We start from the raw sequence: 14,662 nt of genomic DNA on the forward strand, positions 1-14,662 counted from the left end.
CGTTGCAACGCCTCTCGACTGCTGCCGATCCTACTTCGTCCGAGCCGACTAGGCTCGCAGAGTGATGGAGATCGAGACGGTCACCGGGCTGGTGCGGCCGGTGGTCATCGCCGCGTTCGAAGGCTGGAACGACGCCGCGGAGTCGGCCACCGGCGTGGTGGACCACCTGATGCGGGTCTGGAACGCCAAGGTCGTGGCCGCGATAGACCCCGAGGACTACTACGACTTCCAGGTCAACCGGCCCACCGTCGGCATCGACGAGCACGGTTTCCGCAAGCTCACCTGGCCCAGCACCCACGTGGCGGTCGCCTCACCGCCCGACCTCCACCGCGACGTCATCCTGATCCGCGGCATCGAGCCCAACATGCGGTGGCGCCAGTTCACCGAGGAGCTCCTCGGCACCGTCGACGAGCTCGGCGGCGAGCTCCTGGTCACCCTCGGCGCCCTGCTCTCCGACAGCCCCCACACCCGCCCGATCCCGGTCTCGGGCTCGGCCACCGAGGCCGACCTGCTCGACCGGCTCTCGCTGGAGCAGTCGACGTACGAGGGGCCGACGGGGATCGTCGGCGTCCTCCAGGAGGCCTGCGTCCGCGTCGACATGCCGGCCGTGTCCTACTGGGCCGCGGTCCCCCACTACGTCGCCCAGCCGCCCTGCCCCAAGGCCACCCTCGCCCTGATCGGCCGCCTCGAGGACCTGCTCGAGGTCCCGATCCCCCTCGGCGACCTGCCCGACGAGGCCCGCGCCTGGGAGCGCGGCGTCGACGAGCTCGCCGAGGAGGACGAGGACATCGCCGAGTACGTCCGCTCGCTCGAGGAGTCGCGCGACACCGCCGACCTCCCCGAGGCGACGGGTGAGGCGATCGCCCGGGAGTTCGAGCGCTACCTCAAGCGCCGCGGCGAAGAGGACTGAGCGGGTTTCTCACCTGCCCGGCTCTGCGGTTTGGTCCCAAACCGCAGGGATTCGGGCCCGTAGGGTGCGGTTCGTGCCCAATTGCAACGCGTTCCGGCGCTAAGGGGCTCACACCTGCGGCCGTCCGTCACCGTGGTCAACCGCCGGGGCCGAGCCAGAGCGTCGGCCTCGAGCTCTGGAACGGCGGCCGCTCCGGCTCGATCGAGGCCTCGGCCGCCGACCCGGTCGTCGCCGAGGTAACCGCGGGCTCCGAGCTGCGCGCCCTCACCACCGCTCGGCTGCCGCAGCGGCTGGCGTCCCGGGCGGGGCGGGTCGACCTGGTCATCGGAGTCGAGAGCACCGGCCGGGCGCCGTACGGGACGGCGTTGGAGCGGGTCCGGGCCCGGCTGGGCGCGCACTCCGTGACCGAGCCGGGCGAGCTGGCCCGGCTCGTCAACGGCCTCGCGGCCGCGGCGCGCTAGAGCGCCAGGCCGAGCGCGGCGTCCAGCACCGGCAGCAGCGTCACGGCCGCCTCGGCATCGCTGGTGTCGGCCAGGCCGTCGGTGCCGAGGGTCGCCTTGACCCAGGCGTCGATCGCGGCGGTCGCGCGCGGGGCGTCGAGGTCGTCGGCGAGCGCCGCCAGGACCTCGGTGACCACGGGGGCCGCGGCCGCGCCCGCACCGAGGGCGAGTGCGCGGCGCCAGGAGGCGATGTCGTCGACGGCCTGCCAGAGCTGGGCGTCGGTCCACTCCCAGTCGGTGCGGTAGTGGTGGCGCAGGAGCGCGAGGCGGATCGCCATCGGGTCGATGTCGCTGTTGCGCAGGGCGGAGACGAAGACGAGGTTGCCGAGCGACTTCGACATCTTCTGACCGTCGTAGGCCACCATGCCGGCGTGGCTGTAGATCTCGGCGAAGCGCTCGCCGGTCGCCACCTGCACGTGGCCGGCGCACATCTCGTGGTGCGGGAAGACGAGGTCGCTGCCGCCGGCCTGGACGTCGAACGCCCCGCCGAGGTGCTCCAGCGCGATCGCCGCGCACTCGATGTGCCAGCCGGGACGGCCGCGGCCGAACGGGCTGTCCCAGGCGGGCTCGCCGTCGCGCTCGCCGCGCCACACGACGCAGTCGAGCGGGTCCTTCTTGCCGGCGCGGTCGGGGTCGCCCCCGCGCTCACCGAAGAAGCGGAGCATCGTCTCGCGGTCGTAGCCGGACTCGCCGCCGAAGGCGGGGTCGGCGGTCACGGAGAAGTAGAGGTCCTGCTCGACGCGGTAGACCGACCCGGCCGCGTCGAGGCGCTGGATCAGGTCGATGACGAGCGGGATCGACTCGACCGCGCCGATGTAGGCGACCGGCGGGAGCACCCGCAGCGCCTCCATGTCCTTGCGGAACAGCTCGGTCTCGCGCTCGGCGAGCTCGACCCAGTCGACGCCGACCTTGTCGGCCCGCTCGAGCAGCGGGTCGTCGACGTCGGTGACGTTCTGGACGTACTGCACGTCGTGCCCGGCGGTGCGCCAGGCGCGGTTGAGCAGGTCGAAGGCGACGTAGGTGTTGGCGTGGCCGATGTGCGTGGCGTCGTAGGGCGTGATGCCGCAGACGTAGAGGCGCGCGGCGCCGTCGGGGCGTGCGGCGACCTTGGTGCCGGTAGCGGTGTCGTGGAGGACGACCGGGGGGCCGGAGACCGGGAGCGCCGGGAGACCCGGCGCGTTCCATGCGCGCATGCCTTGATGTTAGGGGTTCGGCCTAGAACGGCGGCCAGGGGATGGCGGGCCAGTCCCCCGAGGGCCCCGGGAGGACACCGGCCGCCAGCAGCCGCTCGGTACGCCGCTCCAGCGCCCGCAGCTCGTGCTCGGCCAGGTGGGTGCCGAGCCGCTCCCCCAGGTCACCGCGCACCGCGGCGAGCACGGAGGTGACCACCGCGAGCTCGTCGTCGGCGAGCGGCATACCGGCCCAGCCCCACAGGACGGTGCGCAGCTTGGGCTCGTGGTGGAAGGCGACGCCGTGGTCGACGCCGTAGCGGTGGCCGCCGGTCATGGCGAGCACGTGCCCACCCTTGCGGTCGGCGTTGTTGACGAGCACGTCGTACACGGCGAGGCGGCGCAGGACGGCGGTGTCCTCGTGGACCAGGGTGACCGGCCGGTCGCGGTCGTCGAGCCCCTCGACCACCTCGAGCCAGCCGTCGGGCGTCGCCCCGGAGCGGACCAGCGTGACGGCGTCCTGGTCGGGGTCGACCTCCTGCCACTCCTGGACCATGCCGGGACCGTGCGGGCCCTCGCCCCACCAGGTGCGCGGCACCAGGTCCCAGCCGGTGGCCTGGGCGACGAGGTACGCCGCCACCTCGCGGCCCGCGAGCGTCCCGTCGGGGAAGTCCCACAGCGGGCGCTCCCCCGCGACCGGCTTGTAGACGACCTCGCGGCCGTCGAGCTCGCCGAGGAAGGTGGCGTTGGAGGCCGGCATGATCCGGCCCTTGATGGTGAGCGTCACGACGGGTCGCGGCGCTTGAACCCGTTGGCTCGCACGCACAGGTGGCCCTCGGGATCGATCGGCTGGCCGCAGAACGGGCAGGAGGGCCGTCCGGCGCCCACGACGTGCTCCGAGCGGCGTACGAACGCGCGGGCCTGGCCGGGCTCGAGCCGGACCAGCAGCACCTCGGCCGGGTCCTCGCCGTCGGTGAGCTCGACCGGCTCCTCGCCGACCGGGAAGACCTCGACCACCACCCGCTCGTCGTCGGGGTCCCAGGAGAGGGTCATGGTGCCCGCCCGGAACTCCTCGACGATCGGCAGCTCCAGCGGCTCGTCGTCGGCGAGCCCGAACGGCGCCATCGCAGGCACCACCCCGCGGGCCCGGCCGTCGGCGATCACCTCGTCCAGCAGCTCGTCGATCCGCTCGGCGAGCGCCGCGACCTGCTGCTTCTCCAGCGAGACCGAGACCATGCGCGGTCCGATCCGGGCCTGGAGGAAGAAGGTACGGCTGCCGGGCTCGCCGACGGTGCCGGCGACGAAGCGCTCCGGCGGGTCGAATCCGTGGACGATGGGCATGGTCCCGAGCCTATCCAGCCCGGTTCAGGCCGGACCGGCGCCACCGCCGACGACGGCACCGTCGTCGGTCGCGCCACGTCGCCGGCGCTTGCTCGCGCCCTTCGGAGCCGGCTTCGGCGCAAGCCAGGACAGGTCGCCGTCGTGGGTGTTGCTGGCCAGCACGTAGGGCCGGTCGGCCGCGTAGCGGACCACCGACACCGAGGCCGGGTCGACGTTGATCCGCTGGAACAGGTCGAGGTGCATGCCCAGTGCATCGGCCAGCACCGACTTGATGATGTCGCCGTGGCTGACCGCCACCCAGACCGCGTCGGGGCCGTGCTCGGCGGTGATCGCCGCATCGATCCGTCGTACGGCGGACACGGCGCGGTGCTGCATGACGACCATCGACTCACCGCCCGGGAACACCGCCGCGGACGGCTGGCGCTGGACGGTCTGCCACAGCGGCTCCTTGAGCAGCTCCTTGATCGGCCGGCCCTGCCAGTCGCCGTAGTCGCACTCGGCCAGGCCGCGCTCGGTGACCGCCTTGGTGACCGGGTGCCCGGCCCCGCGCTGCCCCTCGGCGACCGCCTTCGCGGTCTGCCGGCAGCGCTCCTGGGGGCTGGTGAGGAGCGCCGCGAGGGGGACGGCGGCGATCCGCGCCCCGGCCCGCGCGACCTGCTCGGTGCCGGTGTCGTCGAGGCGCACCCCCGGCGTACGTCCGGCGAGGATGCCCGAGGCGTTCGCGGTGGTCCGCCCGTGGCGGACCAGCAGCAGGGTGGCCATGACGGCGAGCCTAGTGGCCGCCCCGAGCGCCGGTACTAGCGTGGGCCCGTGATCGTCGACAGCGCCGTCTACCGCCACGGCGTCCGGGTCCCGGTGGACTGCCACCTGCACGACTACCCGGCGCTGCGCGCCGCCGCCGACGGCGAGGGCGACTTCGTCTGGGTCGGCCTCTACGAGCCGAGCCACATCGAGCTCTCCGAGATCGCGGAGGCCTTCGGCCTGCACCCCCTCGCCGTCGAGGACGCGGTCGTCGCCCACCAGCGCCCCAAGCTGGAGCGCTACGAGAACAGCCTCTTCCTCGTCCTCAAGACCCTCTGGTACGTCGACGAGGACGACGCCGTCGAGACCGGCGAGATCAACATGTTCGTCGGCCCCGACTTCGTCATCACCGTCCGCCACGGCCGCGGCTCCTCGCTGCGCGACGCCCGCCACGAGCTCGAGCAGCAGCAGGCCGTCCTCGGCCACGGCCCGTCCGCCGTCGTGTACGCCGTGTGCGACGCCGTCGTCGACGGCTACACCTCCGTCGTCGCCGAGCTCCAGACCGACGTCGACGAGGTCGAGGTCTCCGTCTTCTCCGACCGCCGCACCAACGACGCCGGCCGCATCTACATCCTCAAGCGCGAGCTCTCCGAGGTCCGCCGCGCCGTCCTCCCCCTCCGCGAGCCCATGCGCCGCTTCGCCACCGGCGCCGTCGACCTCGTCGCCGCCGAGTCCGCGCCCTTCTTCCGCGACGTCAACGACCACCTCCAGCTCGCCACCGACGGCCTGGAGACCCTCGACGACCTGCTCTCGAGCGCCTTCGACGCACACCTGTCCAGAGTGGCGGTGCAGCAGAACGACGACATGCGCAAGATCTCGGCGGGCGCGGCGCTGGTCGTCGTACCGACGTTGATCGCGGGGGTCTACGGCATGAACTTCACGCACATGCCCGAGCTCAGCTGGACCTTCGGGTACCCCTTCGCGATCCTGCTGATGCTGGCGTCGGTGACGGGGTTGTGGATCTTCTTCAAGAAGTCGGGATGGTTCTGACGCGTCAGGTCGGCTCGAACCGCCCGGCCCGCACCTCGTCGGCCAACGCCGCGATCCTGGCGTCCGGCGACGCACCGGCGCGCTCCCTGTGGACCGTGCGCACGATCCCTCCGCCGTCGGCACGCAGGCGGACCACGCCGACCTTCCACGGCTGCCGCTCATGCCACGCCAGCAGCCGTCGCCCGGCTACCAGGGCGATCAGCGCGACCGCCATTCCGCCCTCGGGTGTGAGACCGCCGCCGACGAACCGCTCGCCACGCCGAACGCCCCGCACGTAATAGATCCAGCCGTTGCGCACGATCCGGACGTCGTGCGGCTCGGGCGTGAAGTTGATGTGGTCGGTACCCGTCGTCGGCACTGGCGGCGTCCCTCGGTCGTGGTGGCAGGCGAACTCTACGAGCAGCGGCGCCTTTCCGTGTCCGCCCCTATCGTTGGCCCATGCTCAGTCGCCACGGGAGCGCGCCGCGCACGGCCGCCGTCCTCGGTGCCGCCGCCGTCGCTCTCGTCTCGATGACGGCGGTCGGCGCCGTCCTCGCGTACGACGGTGGGGCGGGGATCTACGGCTGCGCCCGCGCCGACGTCGACTTCGGCCGCCGCCTCGCCCAGGACCCCGCCGTGGCACGGCTGGCAGCGCACCTCGACCGCACGGCCGAGCCCGGCCGCTCGTGCGATGACGACGACTCGTCCGTCGCGGTCGACCTCGAGCTCTCGACCGGCCTGGAGCGTGCCGACGCCCTGCGCACGGCGGCGGGCATCGTCGAGCAGGCCGGGTGGGCGCGCCGCGACCGCACCGACGACGGGCGCTGGTGCTTCGAGAAGCAGGTCGCCGGCCGCGCGGTCAGCGCGACGCTGACCTACGAGAGCGAGCTCCGCGCCGAACCGGGCAGCGACCTGGGCCTCACGCTACGGCGCCACGGCCGGTGCTTGAGCCCTCAGGCCGCCAGCACACCCGTCCCCAGCAGCACCAGCACGGCCGCACCGAGCACCACCCGGTAGAGCACGAACGGCGTGTAGGACTTGGTGCTGACCCAGCGCAGCAGCCAGGCGATGGCGGCGTACCCGACGACGAACGAGACGACGGTCGCGGTGATGGTCGGGACCCAGCCGTAGTTGGCCTCGCCCGCGTGGGCGGTGCCGACGTTGGCGATCTCCTTGAGCTCGAACAGCCCGGCGCCCACGACGGCCGGGATGGCGAGCAGGAAGGCGAAGCGGGTCGCCGCCTCGCGCTCGTACCCGAGGAAGCGGCCCATCGACAGGGTGGCACCGGAGCGGGACACGCCAGGGACGAGCGCGAGCGCCTGGGCACCGCCCATGAGGGCGGCGTCGCGCAGGGTCATCTGCTTGATGGCGCGCTCGTTGCGGCCGATCCGGTCGGCGAGACCGAGGACCAGGCCCATCACGATGAGGGTGCAGCCGATGATCCAGAGGTTGCGGAAGTCCTTCTCGATGACGTCCTTGAGCAGGACGCCGAGGATCACGATCGGCATCGAGCCGACGATGATGTACCAGCCCATCCGGGCGTCCAGGGAGCCGCGGTACTCCGGCTTGACCAGCGAGAGCACCCAGGCTCGGGCGATGCGCCAGATGTCCTTGCGGAAGTAGACGAGGACGGCGAGCTCGGTGCCGATCTGGATCACCGCGGTGAACGCGGCGCCGGGGTCGCCCCAGCCGAACAGCTCGGGGAAGATCCGCAGGTGCGCGCTGCTGGAGATCGGGAGGAACTCGGTCAGCCCCTGGAGCACGCCGAGGAACACTGCCTGGAAGAAGTCGGCCACGAGGGCTCATCGTAGGGAGTGGGTGGTCGGCGGTGTGGCGGCGCACCGCTCGCGGGGCGGGCCGGATACCTTGTGCCCCATGCAGCAGCGGTACGTCGGCGCCAGCGGCCTCCAGGTGTCGCGGCTCGCCCTGGGCACGATGACGTGGGGCAAGGACACCGACGAGCACGAGGCGCGCGACCAGCTCACGGCCTTCGTCGAGGCCGGCGGTACGACGATCGACACCGCCGCCGGCTACACCGACGGACGCTCCGAGGAGCTGATCGGCACCCTCCTGGGCGACGTCGTACGCCGTGACGAGGTGGTCCTCGCGACCAAGGCCGGCATCTGGCGGCGCGGCTCCGAGCGGGTCACCGACACCTCCCGGGGCGCACTGCTCCGCGGGCTCGACACGTCCCTGAAGCGGCTCGGCACCGACCACGTCGACCTGTGGCAGGTGCACATCTGGACCGACGAGGTCCCGCTCGAGGAGACGCTGGCCGCGCTCGACCACGCGGTGGCGTCCGGGCGGGCGACGTACGTCGGGATCTCGAACTACAACGGCTGGCAGACCGCCCGCGCGGTGACCCTCCAGGACTCCGTCCCCGGCCGGGCCCGGATCGTGTCCACCCAGGTGGAGTACTCCCTGGTCAACCGGCGCATCGAGCGCGAGGTGCTGCCGGCCGCCGAGGCGCTCGGCATCGGCGTCCTGCCGTGGTCGCCGCTGGGACGCGGCGTGCTGACCGGCAAGTACCGCACCGGCACGCCCTCGGACTCCCGCGCCGCCTCGCCCGTCTTCTCCGGTTTCGTCGAGGCCTACCTCGACGACCACAGCCGCGGCATCGTCGAGGCGGTCGCCCGCGCGGCCGACGGCCTCGGCTGGACCCCGCTCGAGGTGGCCCTGGTCTGGGTGCGTGACTCCCCCGGCGTCACCGCACCCGTCGTCGGCGCCCGCACCGCCGCCCAGCTCAGTGCGGCCCTCGGCTCCGAGGACAAGGTGCTGCCCCCCGAGATCAGAGCAGCACTGGACGACGTCTCGGGCGGCGCGGCATGACCACCAGCCGCACCCTGCTGCGCCCCGGGCTGATGCGCGGGCTGGGCCGCGGGGTCGAGTGGGAGTTCGAGCGGGTCACCTTCGACCGGGACTTCTCGCGCAACGTGGTCACCAAGCTGCTCGTCGAGCGCGCCGAGCACGGCGGCTGGGAGCTGGACCGGGTGCAGATCGGCCCGGACGGCAAGCGGCGGGTCGTGCTGCGCCGCAAGATCATCCGGGCCGTGCGTACCGCCTGATGCGTGCGGTTTGGTCCCAAACCGCAACGACACGCCGTGCAGACATGCGGTTTGGGACCAAACCTCAACCTCAGATCTCGTCGAGGAACCGGTCCATCACCCGCGCACCGAACTCCAGCGCGTCGACCGGCACCCGCTCATCCACCCCGTGGAAGAGCGCGGTGAAGTCGAGGTCCTCGGGCAGCCGCAGCGGCGCGAAGCCGTAGGCGCGCATGCCGAGCTGGGTGAAGTGCTTGGCGTCGGTCCCCCCGCTCATCAGGTACGGCGCGACCAGCGCGCCCGGGTCCTCCGCGAGGAGGCTGCGGGTCATGGCGTCGACCAGCGCGCCGTCGTACGGCGTCTCCCAGGGGGGCTGCCGGGAGACGAAGTCGATGTCGATGCCCTCGCCGGTCAGCTCGGCGAGCGTGCTGAAGAACTCGTCCTCGAAGCCGGGCAGGAAGCGGCCGTCGACGTGGGCGGTGGCGTCGGTCGGGATGACGTTGACCTTGTAGCCGGCCTCGAGCATGGTCGGGTTGGTCGAGTTGCGCAGGACCGCGCCGAGCATCCGGGCGGCGCCGCCGAACTCCTCGACCAGGGCGGGGGCGTTCTCGGGGGTGGCCTCGACGCCGGCGAGCTCGCCGACGGTGGCGAGCAGGGTGCGCATGGTCGGGGTGAGGCGGACGGGCCAGTCGTGGGCACCGATGCGGGCGACGGCGGCGGCGAGGCGGGTGACGGCGTTGTCGTCGTTGAGCATCGAGCCGTGGCCGGCGCGGCCGCGGGCGCTCAGGCGCATCCAGGCCATGCCCTTCTCGGCGGCCTCGATCAGGTAGAGGCGCTGGCCGCGGACGGTGGTGCTGAAGCCGCCGACCTCGCCGACGGCCTCGGTGCAGCCCTCGAACCACTCGGCGTGCTCCTCGACGAGCACCTGGGCGCCGTCGTGGCCACCGGCCTCCTCGTCGGCGGTGAAGCAGAGCACGACCTCGCGCTCGGGCGCCCGGCCGGCGCGCTGGCGGGCCCGGACCACCGAGAGCAGCATCGCGTCGAAGTCCTTCATGTCGACCGCGCCGCGGCCCCACACGTAGCCGTCCTTGACCTCGCCGCTGAACGGGTCGACCTGCCAGTCCTCCGCCGCCGCCGGTACGACGTCCAGGTGGCCGTGCAGCAGCAGCGCACCCCGCTCGGCGGTCGCTGCGGACCCGGAGCCGCCCCAGCGCGCCACCACGTTGGCCCGACCCGGCTTGGACTCGATCACGTCGGCGGTGATGCCGACCTCGTCGAGCAGGCCGGCGACGTACTCGGCCGCCTTGCGCTCGCCGGGGCCCTCGTCGGAGCCGTAGTTGGAGGTGTCGATGCGGATCAGGTCACGGCAGATGTCGACGACCTCGCCGGTGACGTCGTGGGGGGTGGGGTCGGCCATGGCGCCATCGTCGCACCTGGTCCCCGACGGGTGCACCCGGGCCACTACCGTGGCGCCGTGGCACCCCCGAAGTGGCAGCAGTACCTCCCCGGCTCGCGCCGGCGTGGCGAGACGGGGCCGGAGGACGCCGACGCGGCCGCCGTCCGGCCGTCGGTGACCCCCTACGAGCCGCCGGCGGACCTCCCCTACGTGCGCACCGTCGAGGAGCGCACGGTGCGGCGCGGACCGACCACCCCGGCGACCGGGGTGCTCGTGCTGGTGGCGATGGTCGCGATGATCGTGGTCGGCGTGGTGATCAGCCGGTCCGGCGACGAGCAGGTCGCCCGGGACGAGGCCGCGGCCCCCGTGCCCGGGCCGCAGAGCGCGGTCGGCTTCGACACCATGCTCACCGCCATGCGCGAGGAGGGCATCGGCACGACCGCCTACGAGGTCGCCCTGTACGACGACTACGCGGTGCTCACGGTCCCCGCCCCGGTCGGCGGCGAGGCCGCGGACGTCTACCAGTGGGACGGCACCGGGTTCGCCGAGTGGAACAAGACCACCAGCCGCGAGACGCCGTACGACCTGGCGAGCCTGGACGGCACCCGGCTGGCGGAGATGTGCGACTACGCGGAGGGGCTGCTCGCCCGACCGGAGCAGTGCTACCTGCTCGTCACCCGGCCGAAGCCCGACGACAGCACCCAGGACTGGCTCACCGCCTACGCGAGCGACGAGTACGGCCAGTCCGCGGTGGTCCGCTACGACCTCGCGGGTGCGGTGCTCGACGAGCTGCGGCCGTCGGCCGGGCCGAGCTGATCAGCCGGCCGGCGCGGTGACGTCGGCGACGGTGGCCCCGAGCGCCGCGACCAGGGCGTCGCCGTCGACGGTGAGCGCGACGCCGTACCCGCCGCCGCCGATGGAGACCGGACCGGTGACCCGCTCGTCGGCGATCACCGGCAGCGCGGTGGTGGCGCCGAGCGGCGTGATGGTGCCGCGGACGTAGCCGGTGACCTCGCGGGCCGCGTCGGCCGAGGGCATCGAGATCCGGTTGACGCCGAGCAGCGTCCGGAGCAGGGGCCAGGAGATCTCGCGGTCGCCGGGCACGAGCACGAAGCGGTGGTCGCCGTCGGTCACCCGGACCACCATGGTCTTGACGATCTGGCACGGCTCGACGCCGCGGGCGGCGGCGGCCTCCTCGAGCGAGCCGACCGGGCCGTGCCGGGTCACCTCGTAGGAGAGGCCGAGCTCGTCGGCGGCGGCGAGGGCGCGCGCGGACCGGTCGGTGGGGTCGGGCTGCTCAGGCACGCCACCAATCTAGGACGCGGTACCCAGCCGGAGCGCCGGCCGGGACGGCGGGCGCGCGCGGCACGACCGGCGCCACCCGCACGTACGGCGAGCCGGGCGCGGGCCGGGCGTCGGCCTCACCCCGGTTCGGCCACATCGCGACCGCCCGCTCGGCCATCGCGGTGATGGTCAGCGACGGGTTCACGCCCAGGTTGGCGGCCACCGTGGAGCCGTCGATCACGTGCAGGCCGTCGTACCCGTGGAGGCGGTGGTAGGGGTCGACGACCCCATCCGCGGCGCTCTCGCCGATCGGGCAGCCCCCGATCAGGTGCCCGGTGGCCGGGACGTTGACGAGGTCGGCCCAGGTGCCGCCCGGGATGCCGTCGATCTCGGCGGCCACGCGGCGGGCGACGTCGTGGCCCTGGGGGATCCACACCGGGTTGGCGGCGCCGGTGCCCTGCCGGGTGCTCATCGTGCGACCCCACGGCCGCCGGCGCAGGTACGTCGTCAGCGAGTTGTCGAGGCTCTGCATCACCAGCAGCACGATGGTCTGCTCCGACCAGCCGCGCGGGTCGTGCAGCCGCGGCAGGTCGCGGCGCTGCCGCCACATCTCGCGCAGGCCGGCCAGCGCCCGGGAGCGGCCGTCGCCGGGCGCGTCGGTGAGTGCGGCCATGAGCAGGCCGAGCAGGTTGCTGCCGCGGCCGTAGCGGACCGGCTCGACGTGGGTGTGCTCGTCGACGTGGAGCGAGGAGGTGATCGCGACGCCGCGCGAGTAGTCGACGTCGTCGCCGCGCGCCCGCACGCCGAGGATGGCCTCGGAGTTGGTCCGGGTCAGCTCGCCGAGGCGCGGCGAGATCCGGGGCAGGCTGCCGCGCTCGCGCAGCCGGTGGAGCAGCCGCTGGGTGCCGAGCGAGGCGGCGGCGAAGACGACCTGGTCGGCGGTGAAGGTGCTCCGGCCGCGGCGCAGCTTGCCCTCGGTGCGGCGCGTGGTGACGGCGTACCCGCCGCCGGGACGGGGGCGCACGTCGGTGACGGTGGTCAGCGGGTGCACGACGGCACCGGCGGCCTCGGCGAGGTGCAGGTAGTTCTTGACCGTCGTGTTCTTCGCGCCCACCCGGCAGCCGGTCATGCAGGCTCCGCAGTCGGTGCAGGTGGTGCGGTCGGGGCCGGCACCGCCGAAGAACGGGTCGGGCACGCGCTGCCCCGGCCGCTCGCCGAAGAGCACCCCGACGTCGGTCGGCCGGAAGGTCTTCCCCACGCCGAGCCCGTCGGCGACCGCGCGCATCACCCGGTCCGAGGGCGACGTGTGCGGGTACGCCGTCACGCCGAGCATCCGCCGCGCCTGGTCGTAGTAGGGGGCGAGCTCGTCGGCCCAGTCGGTGATCGCGGCCCAGTGCGGGTCGTCGTAGAAGGCTGCGGGCGGCTCGTAGAGCGTGTTGGCGTAGACGAGCGAGCCGCCGCCCACGCCCGCACCGGTGAGCACCAGCACGTCCTTGAGCAGGGTCATCCGGAGCAGGCCGTAACACCCGAGCGCCGGGTTGAAGACGTAGTCGCGGACCTTCCACGAGCTCGTCGGCAGCTCGTCGTCGGCGAACCGCCGGCCCGCCTCCAGGACGCCGACGCGGTAGCCCTTCTCGGCCAGCCGGAGCGCGGTGACGCTGCCGCCGAAGCCGGAGCCGATCACCAGGACGTCGTAGTGGGTCACCGGACCTCCGCCTCCTCGTCGTGCCCCTCGTCGAGCCGCCGGAAGTCACCGGGGTCGAACCGGGCCGTGCGGCGGCGGTACTCGGTCACCGTGCCGGGCCAGTTGGTGGTGATCCGGCCGCCGGGCTCGCGGTACCAGCTCGCGCACGCGCTCCACACGCTGCCGGCCAGCCGGTCCTGCATCTCCGTGTCGTAGGCCGCGGCGCGGTCGGCGCGCACCTCCAGCGGTCCGTGCGCGGCGATCTCGCGGACGGCCTGCACGACGTAGCGGGCCTGGGCCTCGAGCATCCCGATGATCGAGCTGCCCCCGAGGTTGGTGTTCGGTCCGTAGAGCACGAACAGGCTCGGGAACTCCGGCACCGTGATGCCCAGGTGGGCGCGGGCGCCACCGGCCCAGGCGTCGGCGAGGCGGCGTCCGCCCCGGCCGGTGATCTCCATCGGCGCCAGGAGGTCGGTGGCGGCGAACCCGGTGCCGAGGACGAGCACGTCGAGCTCGTGCAGACGACCGTCGCCGGTCCGCACCCCGGTCCGCTCGACCGCCGCGATGGCGTCGCCCACCACCTCGACGTGGGGGCGGGTGAGCGCGGGGTACCAGTCGTTGGAGAACAGCAGCCGCTTGCAGCCCAGCGGGTAGTCGGGCACGAGCTTCGCCCGCAGCTGCGGATCGGCGACCTGCCGGCGCAGGTGGAGTCGCCAGGCGCGGTGCAGCACACCGGCCAGCCGTCCGTCGGAGTCGAGCGTGCGGTTGAGCTGCTCGGAGAGGTGGAAGACCCCCTGCCGGGTGGCGCGGTGCAGGCGGGGGTGCCGGGCGAACCGGTGCTGCTGGCGGCGGGAGTAGGCGCCGTCGGGCTTCGGGACGACATAGGGCGCCGAGCGCTGGAAGACGGTGAGCGCACCGAGCCGGTCGACGATGGCGGGGACGAGCTGGATGGCGCTCGCGCCGGTGCCGATCACGCCGACCCGGCGTCCGGAGAGCGGCACGTCGTGGTCCCAGTCCGCCGAGTGGAAGACCGGGCCGGCGAACGTGTCGAGCCCCGGGATCCGCGGCACGGCCGGCCGCGAGAGCTGGCCGACGGCCGAGACGAGCACGTCGGCGTCGAGGGTCTCGCCGCCGGTGAGGGTGACGGTCCAGCGGCGGGTCGCCTCGTCGTACCGGGCGGCGGCCACCTCGGCCCCGGTGCGGACCCGGTCGCGCAGCCCGCTGCGCCGGGCCTGGTCGCGGATGTAGTCGAGGATCTCCGGCTGGCGCGCGTAGCGGTGCGACCAGTCGGTCTTGGGCGCGAACGACCAGGAGTAGAGCACCGACGGGACGTCGCACGCCGCGCCCGGGTAGGTGTTGTCGCGCCAGACCCCGCCGACGTCGTCGGCGCGTTCGAGGAGGGTGATGTCGTCGAAGCCCGCCGCCCGCAGGTGGTGGGCGACGGCGAGACCGCCGAACCCGGCGCCGACGACGATCACGGAGGGACGGGAGCTCATGGTCCCCACGCTAGGAACCACGGCGGGTCGGTGCCAGCGACCTCCGGCCAGCCGATCCATAATTCCGG

Annotated in this window: 16 protein-coding genes; 6 read left to right on the forward strand and 10 right to left on the reverse strand. The window is 73.4% G+C overall.

Annotation, left to right across the window (positions count from 1 at the left end; genetic code table 11):
- Positions 1-64: 64 nt before the first annotated feature.
- Complete coding sequence (locus CCO04_RS20195; protein WP_252373576.1) at positions 65-910, forward strand: PAC2 family protein; 846 nt, start codon at positions 65-67, stop codon at positions 908-910.
- A 457-nt stretch (positions 911-1,367) separates the two neighbouring features.
- Here the strand turns inward: CCO04_RS20195 and mshC are convergent, their stop codons facing one another.
- From mshC to CCO04_RS20215, 4 genes are read right to left on the reverse strand one after another with little or no spacing between them, the layout of a single operon-like run.
- Positions 1,368-2,603: a cysteine--1-D-myo-inosityl 2-amino-2-deoxy-alpha-D-glucopyranoside ligase gene (gene mshC, locus CCO04_RS20200; protein ID WP_215815948.1), complete on the reverse strand. Its 1,236-nt coding sequence runs from the start codon at positions 2,601-2,603 to the stop codon at positions 1,368-1,370.
- Between the two features lie 22 nt (positions 2,604-2,625).
- On the reverse strand, positions 2,626-3,366 hold the full coding sequence (locus CCO04_RS20205) for an SCO1664 family protein (protein ID WP_308281391.1): 741 nt from the start codon (positions 3,364-3,366) through the stop codon (positions 2,626-2,628).
- Positions 3,363-3,920 (reverse strand): DUF3090 domain-containing protein, encoded by a 558-nt coding sequence (locus CCO04_RS20210; protein ID WP_215815949.1) that lies wholly within the window; start codon positions 3,918-3,920, stop codon positions 3,363-3,365. Before CCO04_RS20210 ends, CCO04_RS20205 begins: the two co-directional genes overlap by 4 nt.
- A 24-nt stretch (positions 3,921-3,944) precedes the next feature.
- A complete protein-coding gene (locus tag CCO04_RS20215) occupies positions 3,945-4,682 on the reverse strand; it encodes a histidine phosphatase family protein (protein WP_215815950.1) in 738 nt (245 codons plus the stop codon).
- Between the two features lie 48 nt (positions 4,683-4,730).
- On the opposite strand from CCO04_RS20215, the gene corA reads away from it, so the two are divergent.
- Positions 4,731-5,711, forward strand: a complete 981-nt coding sequence (gene corA / locus CCO04_RS20220; RefSeq protein WP_215815951.1) for a magnesium/cobalt transporter CorA — start codon at positions 4,731-4,733, stop codon at positions 5,709-5,711.
- 4 nt (positions 5,712-5,715) lie between these two features.
- Here corA and CCO04_RS20225 read toward each other — a convergent pair whose 3' ends face one another.
- Complete coding sequence (locus tag CCO04_RS20225; RefSeq protein WP_215815952.1) at positions 5,716-6,069, reverse strand: hypothetical protein; 354 nt, start codon at positions 6,067-6,069, stop codon at positions 5,716-5,718.
- Positions 6,070-6,149: 80 nt separating this feature from the next.
- Between CCO04_RS20225 and CCO04_RS20230 the strand changes: the two genes are divergently transcribed.
- Positions 6,150-6,707, forward strand: a complete 558-nt coding sequence (locus tag CCO04_RS20230; RefSeq protein WP_215815953.1) for a hypothetical protein — start codon at positions 6,150-6,152, stop codon at positions 6,705-6,707.
- On the opposite strand, the gene CCO04_RS20235 is transcribed toward CCO04_RS20230, so the two are convergent.
- Positions 6,644-7,486 carry an undecaprenyl-diphosphate phosphatase gene (locus tag CCO04_RS20235; protein ID WP_215815954.1) on the reverse strand — a complete coding sequence of 281 codons (843 nt, stop codon included), beginning with the start codon at positions 7,484-7,486 and terminating at the stop codon, positions 6,644-6,646. The genes CCO04_RS20230 and CCO04_RS20235 overlap by 64 nt on opposite strands.
- Before the next feature lie 79 nt (positions 7,487-7,565).
- Here CCO04_RS20235 and CCO04_RS20240 point away from each other — a divergent pair, with 79 nt between their 5' ends.
- Positions 7,566-8,519: an aldo/keto reductase gene (locus CCO04_RS20240; protein ID WP_215815955.1), complete on the forward strand. Its 954-nt coding sequence runs from the start codon at positions 7,566-7,568 to the stop codon at positions 8,517-8,519.
- Positions 8,516-8,755: a DUF5703 family protein gene (locus CCO04_RS20245; protein ID WP_308220375.1), complete on the forward strand. Its 240-nt coding sequence runs from the start codon at positions 8,516-8,518 to the stop codon at positions 8,753-8,755. Before CCO04_RS20240 ends, CCO04_RS20245 begins: the two co-directional genes overlap by 4 nt.
- A 70-nt stretch (positions 8,756-8,825) precedes the next feature.
- Here CCO04_RS20245 and CCO04_RS20250 read toward each other — a convergent pair whose 3' ends face one another.
- Entirely contained in the window at positions 8,826-10,151 is a 1,326-nt protein-coding gene (locus CCO04_RS20250; protein WP_215815956.1) for a M20/M25/M40 family metallo-hydrolase, read from the reverse strand.
- A gap of 57 nt (positions 10,152-10,208) precedes the next feature.
- Here CCO04_RS20250 and CCO04_RS20255 point away from each other — a divergent pair, with 57 nt between their 5' ends.
- On the forward strand, positions 10,209-10,946 hold the full coding sequence (locus tag CCO04_RS20255; protein ID WP_215815957.1) for a hypothetical protein: 738 nt from the start codon (positions 10,209-10,211) through the stop codon (positions 10,944-10,946).
- Here the strand turns inward: CCO04_RS20255 and CCO04_RS20260 are convergent, their stop codons facing one another.
- The 3 genes from CCO04_RS20260 to CCO04_RS20270 are packed head-to-tail and all read right to left on the reverse strand — an operon-like array spanning position 10,947 to position 14,594.
- Positions 10,947-11,435: an aminoacyl-tRNA deacylase gene (locus CCO04_RS20260; protein WP_215815958.1), complete on the reverse strand. Its 489-nt coding sequence runs from the start codon at positions 11,433-11,435 to the stop codon at positions 10,947-10,949.
- On the reverse strand, positions 11,428-13,119 hold the full coding sequence (locus CCO04_RS20265) for a GMC family oxidoreductase N-terminal domain-containing protein (RefSeq protein WP_215815959.1): 1,692 nt from the start codon (positions 13,117-13,119) through the stop codon (positions 11,428-11,430). The genes CCO04_RS20260 and CCO04_RS20265 overlap by 8 nt, the downstream gene beginning before the upstream one ends.
- Complete coding sequence (locus CCO04_RS20270) at positions 13,116-14,594, reverse strand: NAD(P)/FAD-dependent oxidoreductase (RefSeq protein ID WP_215815960.1); 1,479 nt, start codon at positions 14,592-14,594, stop codon at positions 13,116-13,118. The genes CCO04_RS20265 and CCO04_RS20270 overlap by 4 nt, the downstream gene beginning before the upstream one ends.
- Positions 14,595-14,662 lie beyond the last annotated feature (68 nt).

Source organism: Pimelobacter sp. 30-1 (assembly GCF_018831735.1).
GTDB lineage: Bacteria > Actinomycetota > Actinomycetes > Propionibacteriales > Nocardioidaceae > Nocardioides.

Bases quoted from the DNA above. Each gene is read 5' to 3' on its own strand.
- CCO04_RS20210 (WP_215815949.1), bottom strand. From the start codon at position 3,920: ATGCCCATCGTCCACGGATTCGACCCGCCGGAGCGCTTCGTCGCCGGC.
- CCO04_RS20250 (WP_215815956.1), bottom strand. From the start codon at position 10,151: ATGGCCGACCCCACCCCCCACGACGTCACCGGCGAGGTCGTCGACATC.
- CCO04_RS20240 (WP_215815955.1), top strand. From the start codon at position 7,566: ATGCAGCAGCGGTACGTCGGCGCCAGCGGCCTCCAGGTGTCGCGGCTC.
- CCO04_RS20270 (WP_215815960.1), bottom strand. From the start codon at position 14,594: ATGAGCTCCCGTCCCTCCGTGATCGTCGTCGGCGCCGGGTTCGGCGGT.
- CCO04_RS20195 (WP_252373576.1), top strand. From the start codon at position 65: ATGGAGATCGAGACGGTCACCGGGCTGGTGCGGCCGGTGGTCATCGCC.
- CCO04_RS20245 (WP_308220375.1), top strand. From the start codon at position 8,516: ATGACCACCAGCCGCACCCTGCTGCGCCCCGGGCTGATGCGCGGGCTG.
- mshC (WP_215815948.1), bottom strand. From the start codon at position 2,603: ATGCGCGCATGGAACGCGCCGGGTCTCCCGGCGCTCCCGGTCTCCGGC.
- CCO04_RS20230 (WP_215815953.1), top strand. From the start codon at position 6,150: ATGCTCAGTCGCCACGGGAGCGCGCCGCGCACGGCCGCCGTCCTCGGT.
- CCO04_RS20215 (WP_215815950.1), bottom strand. From the start codon at position 4,682: ATGGCCACCCTGCTGCTGGTCCGCCACGGGCGGACCACCGCGAACGCC.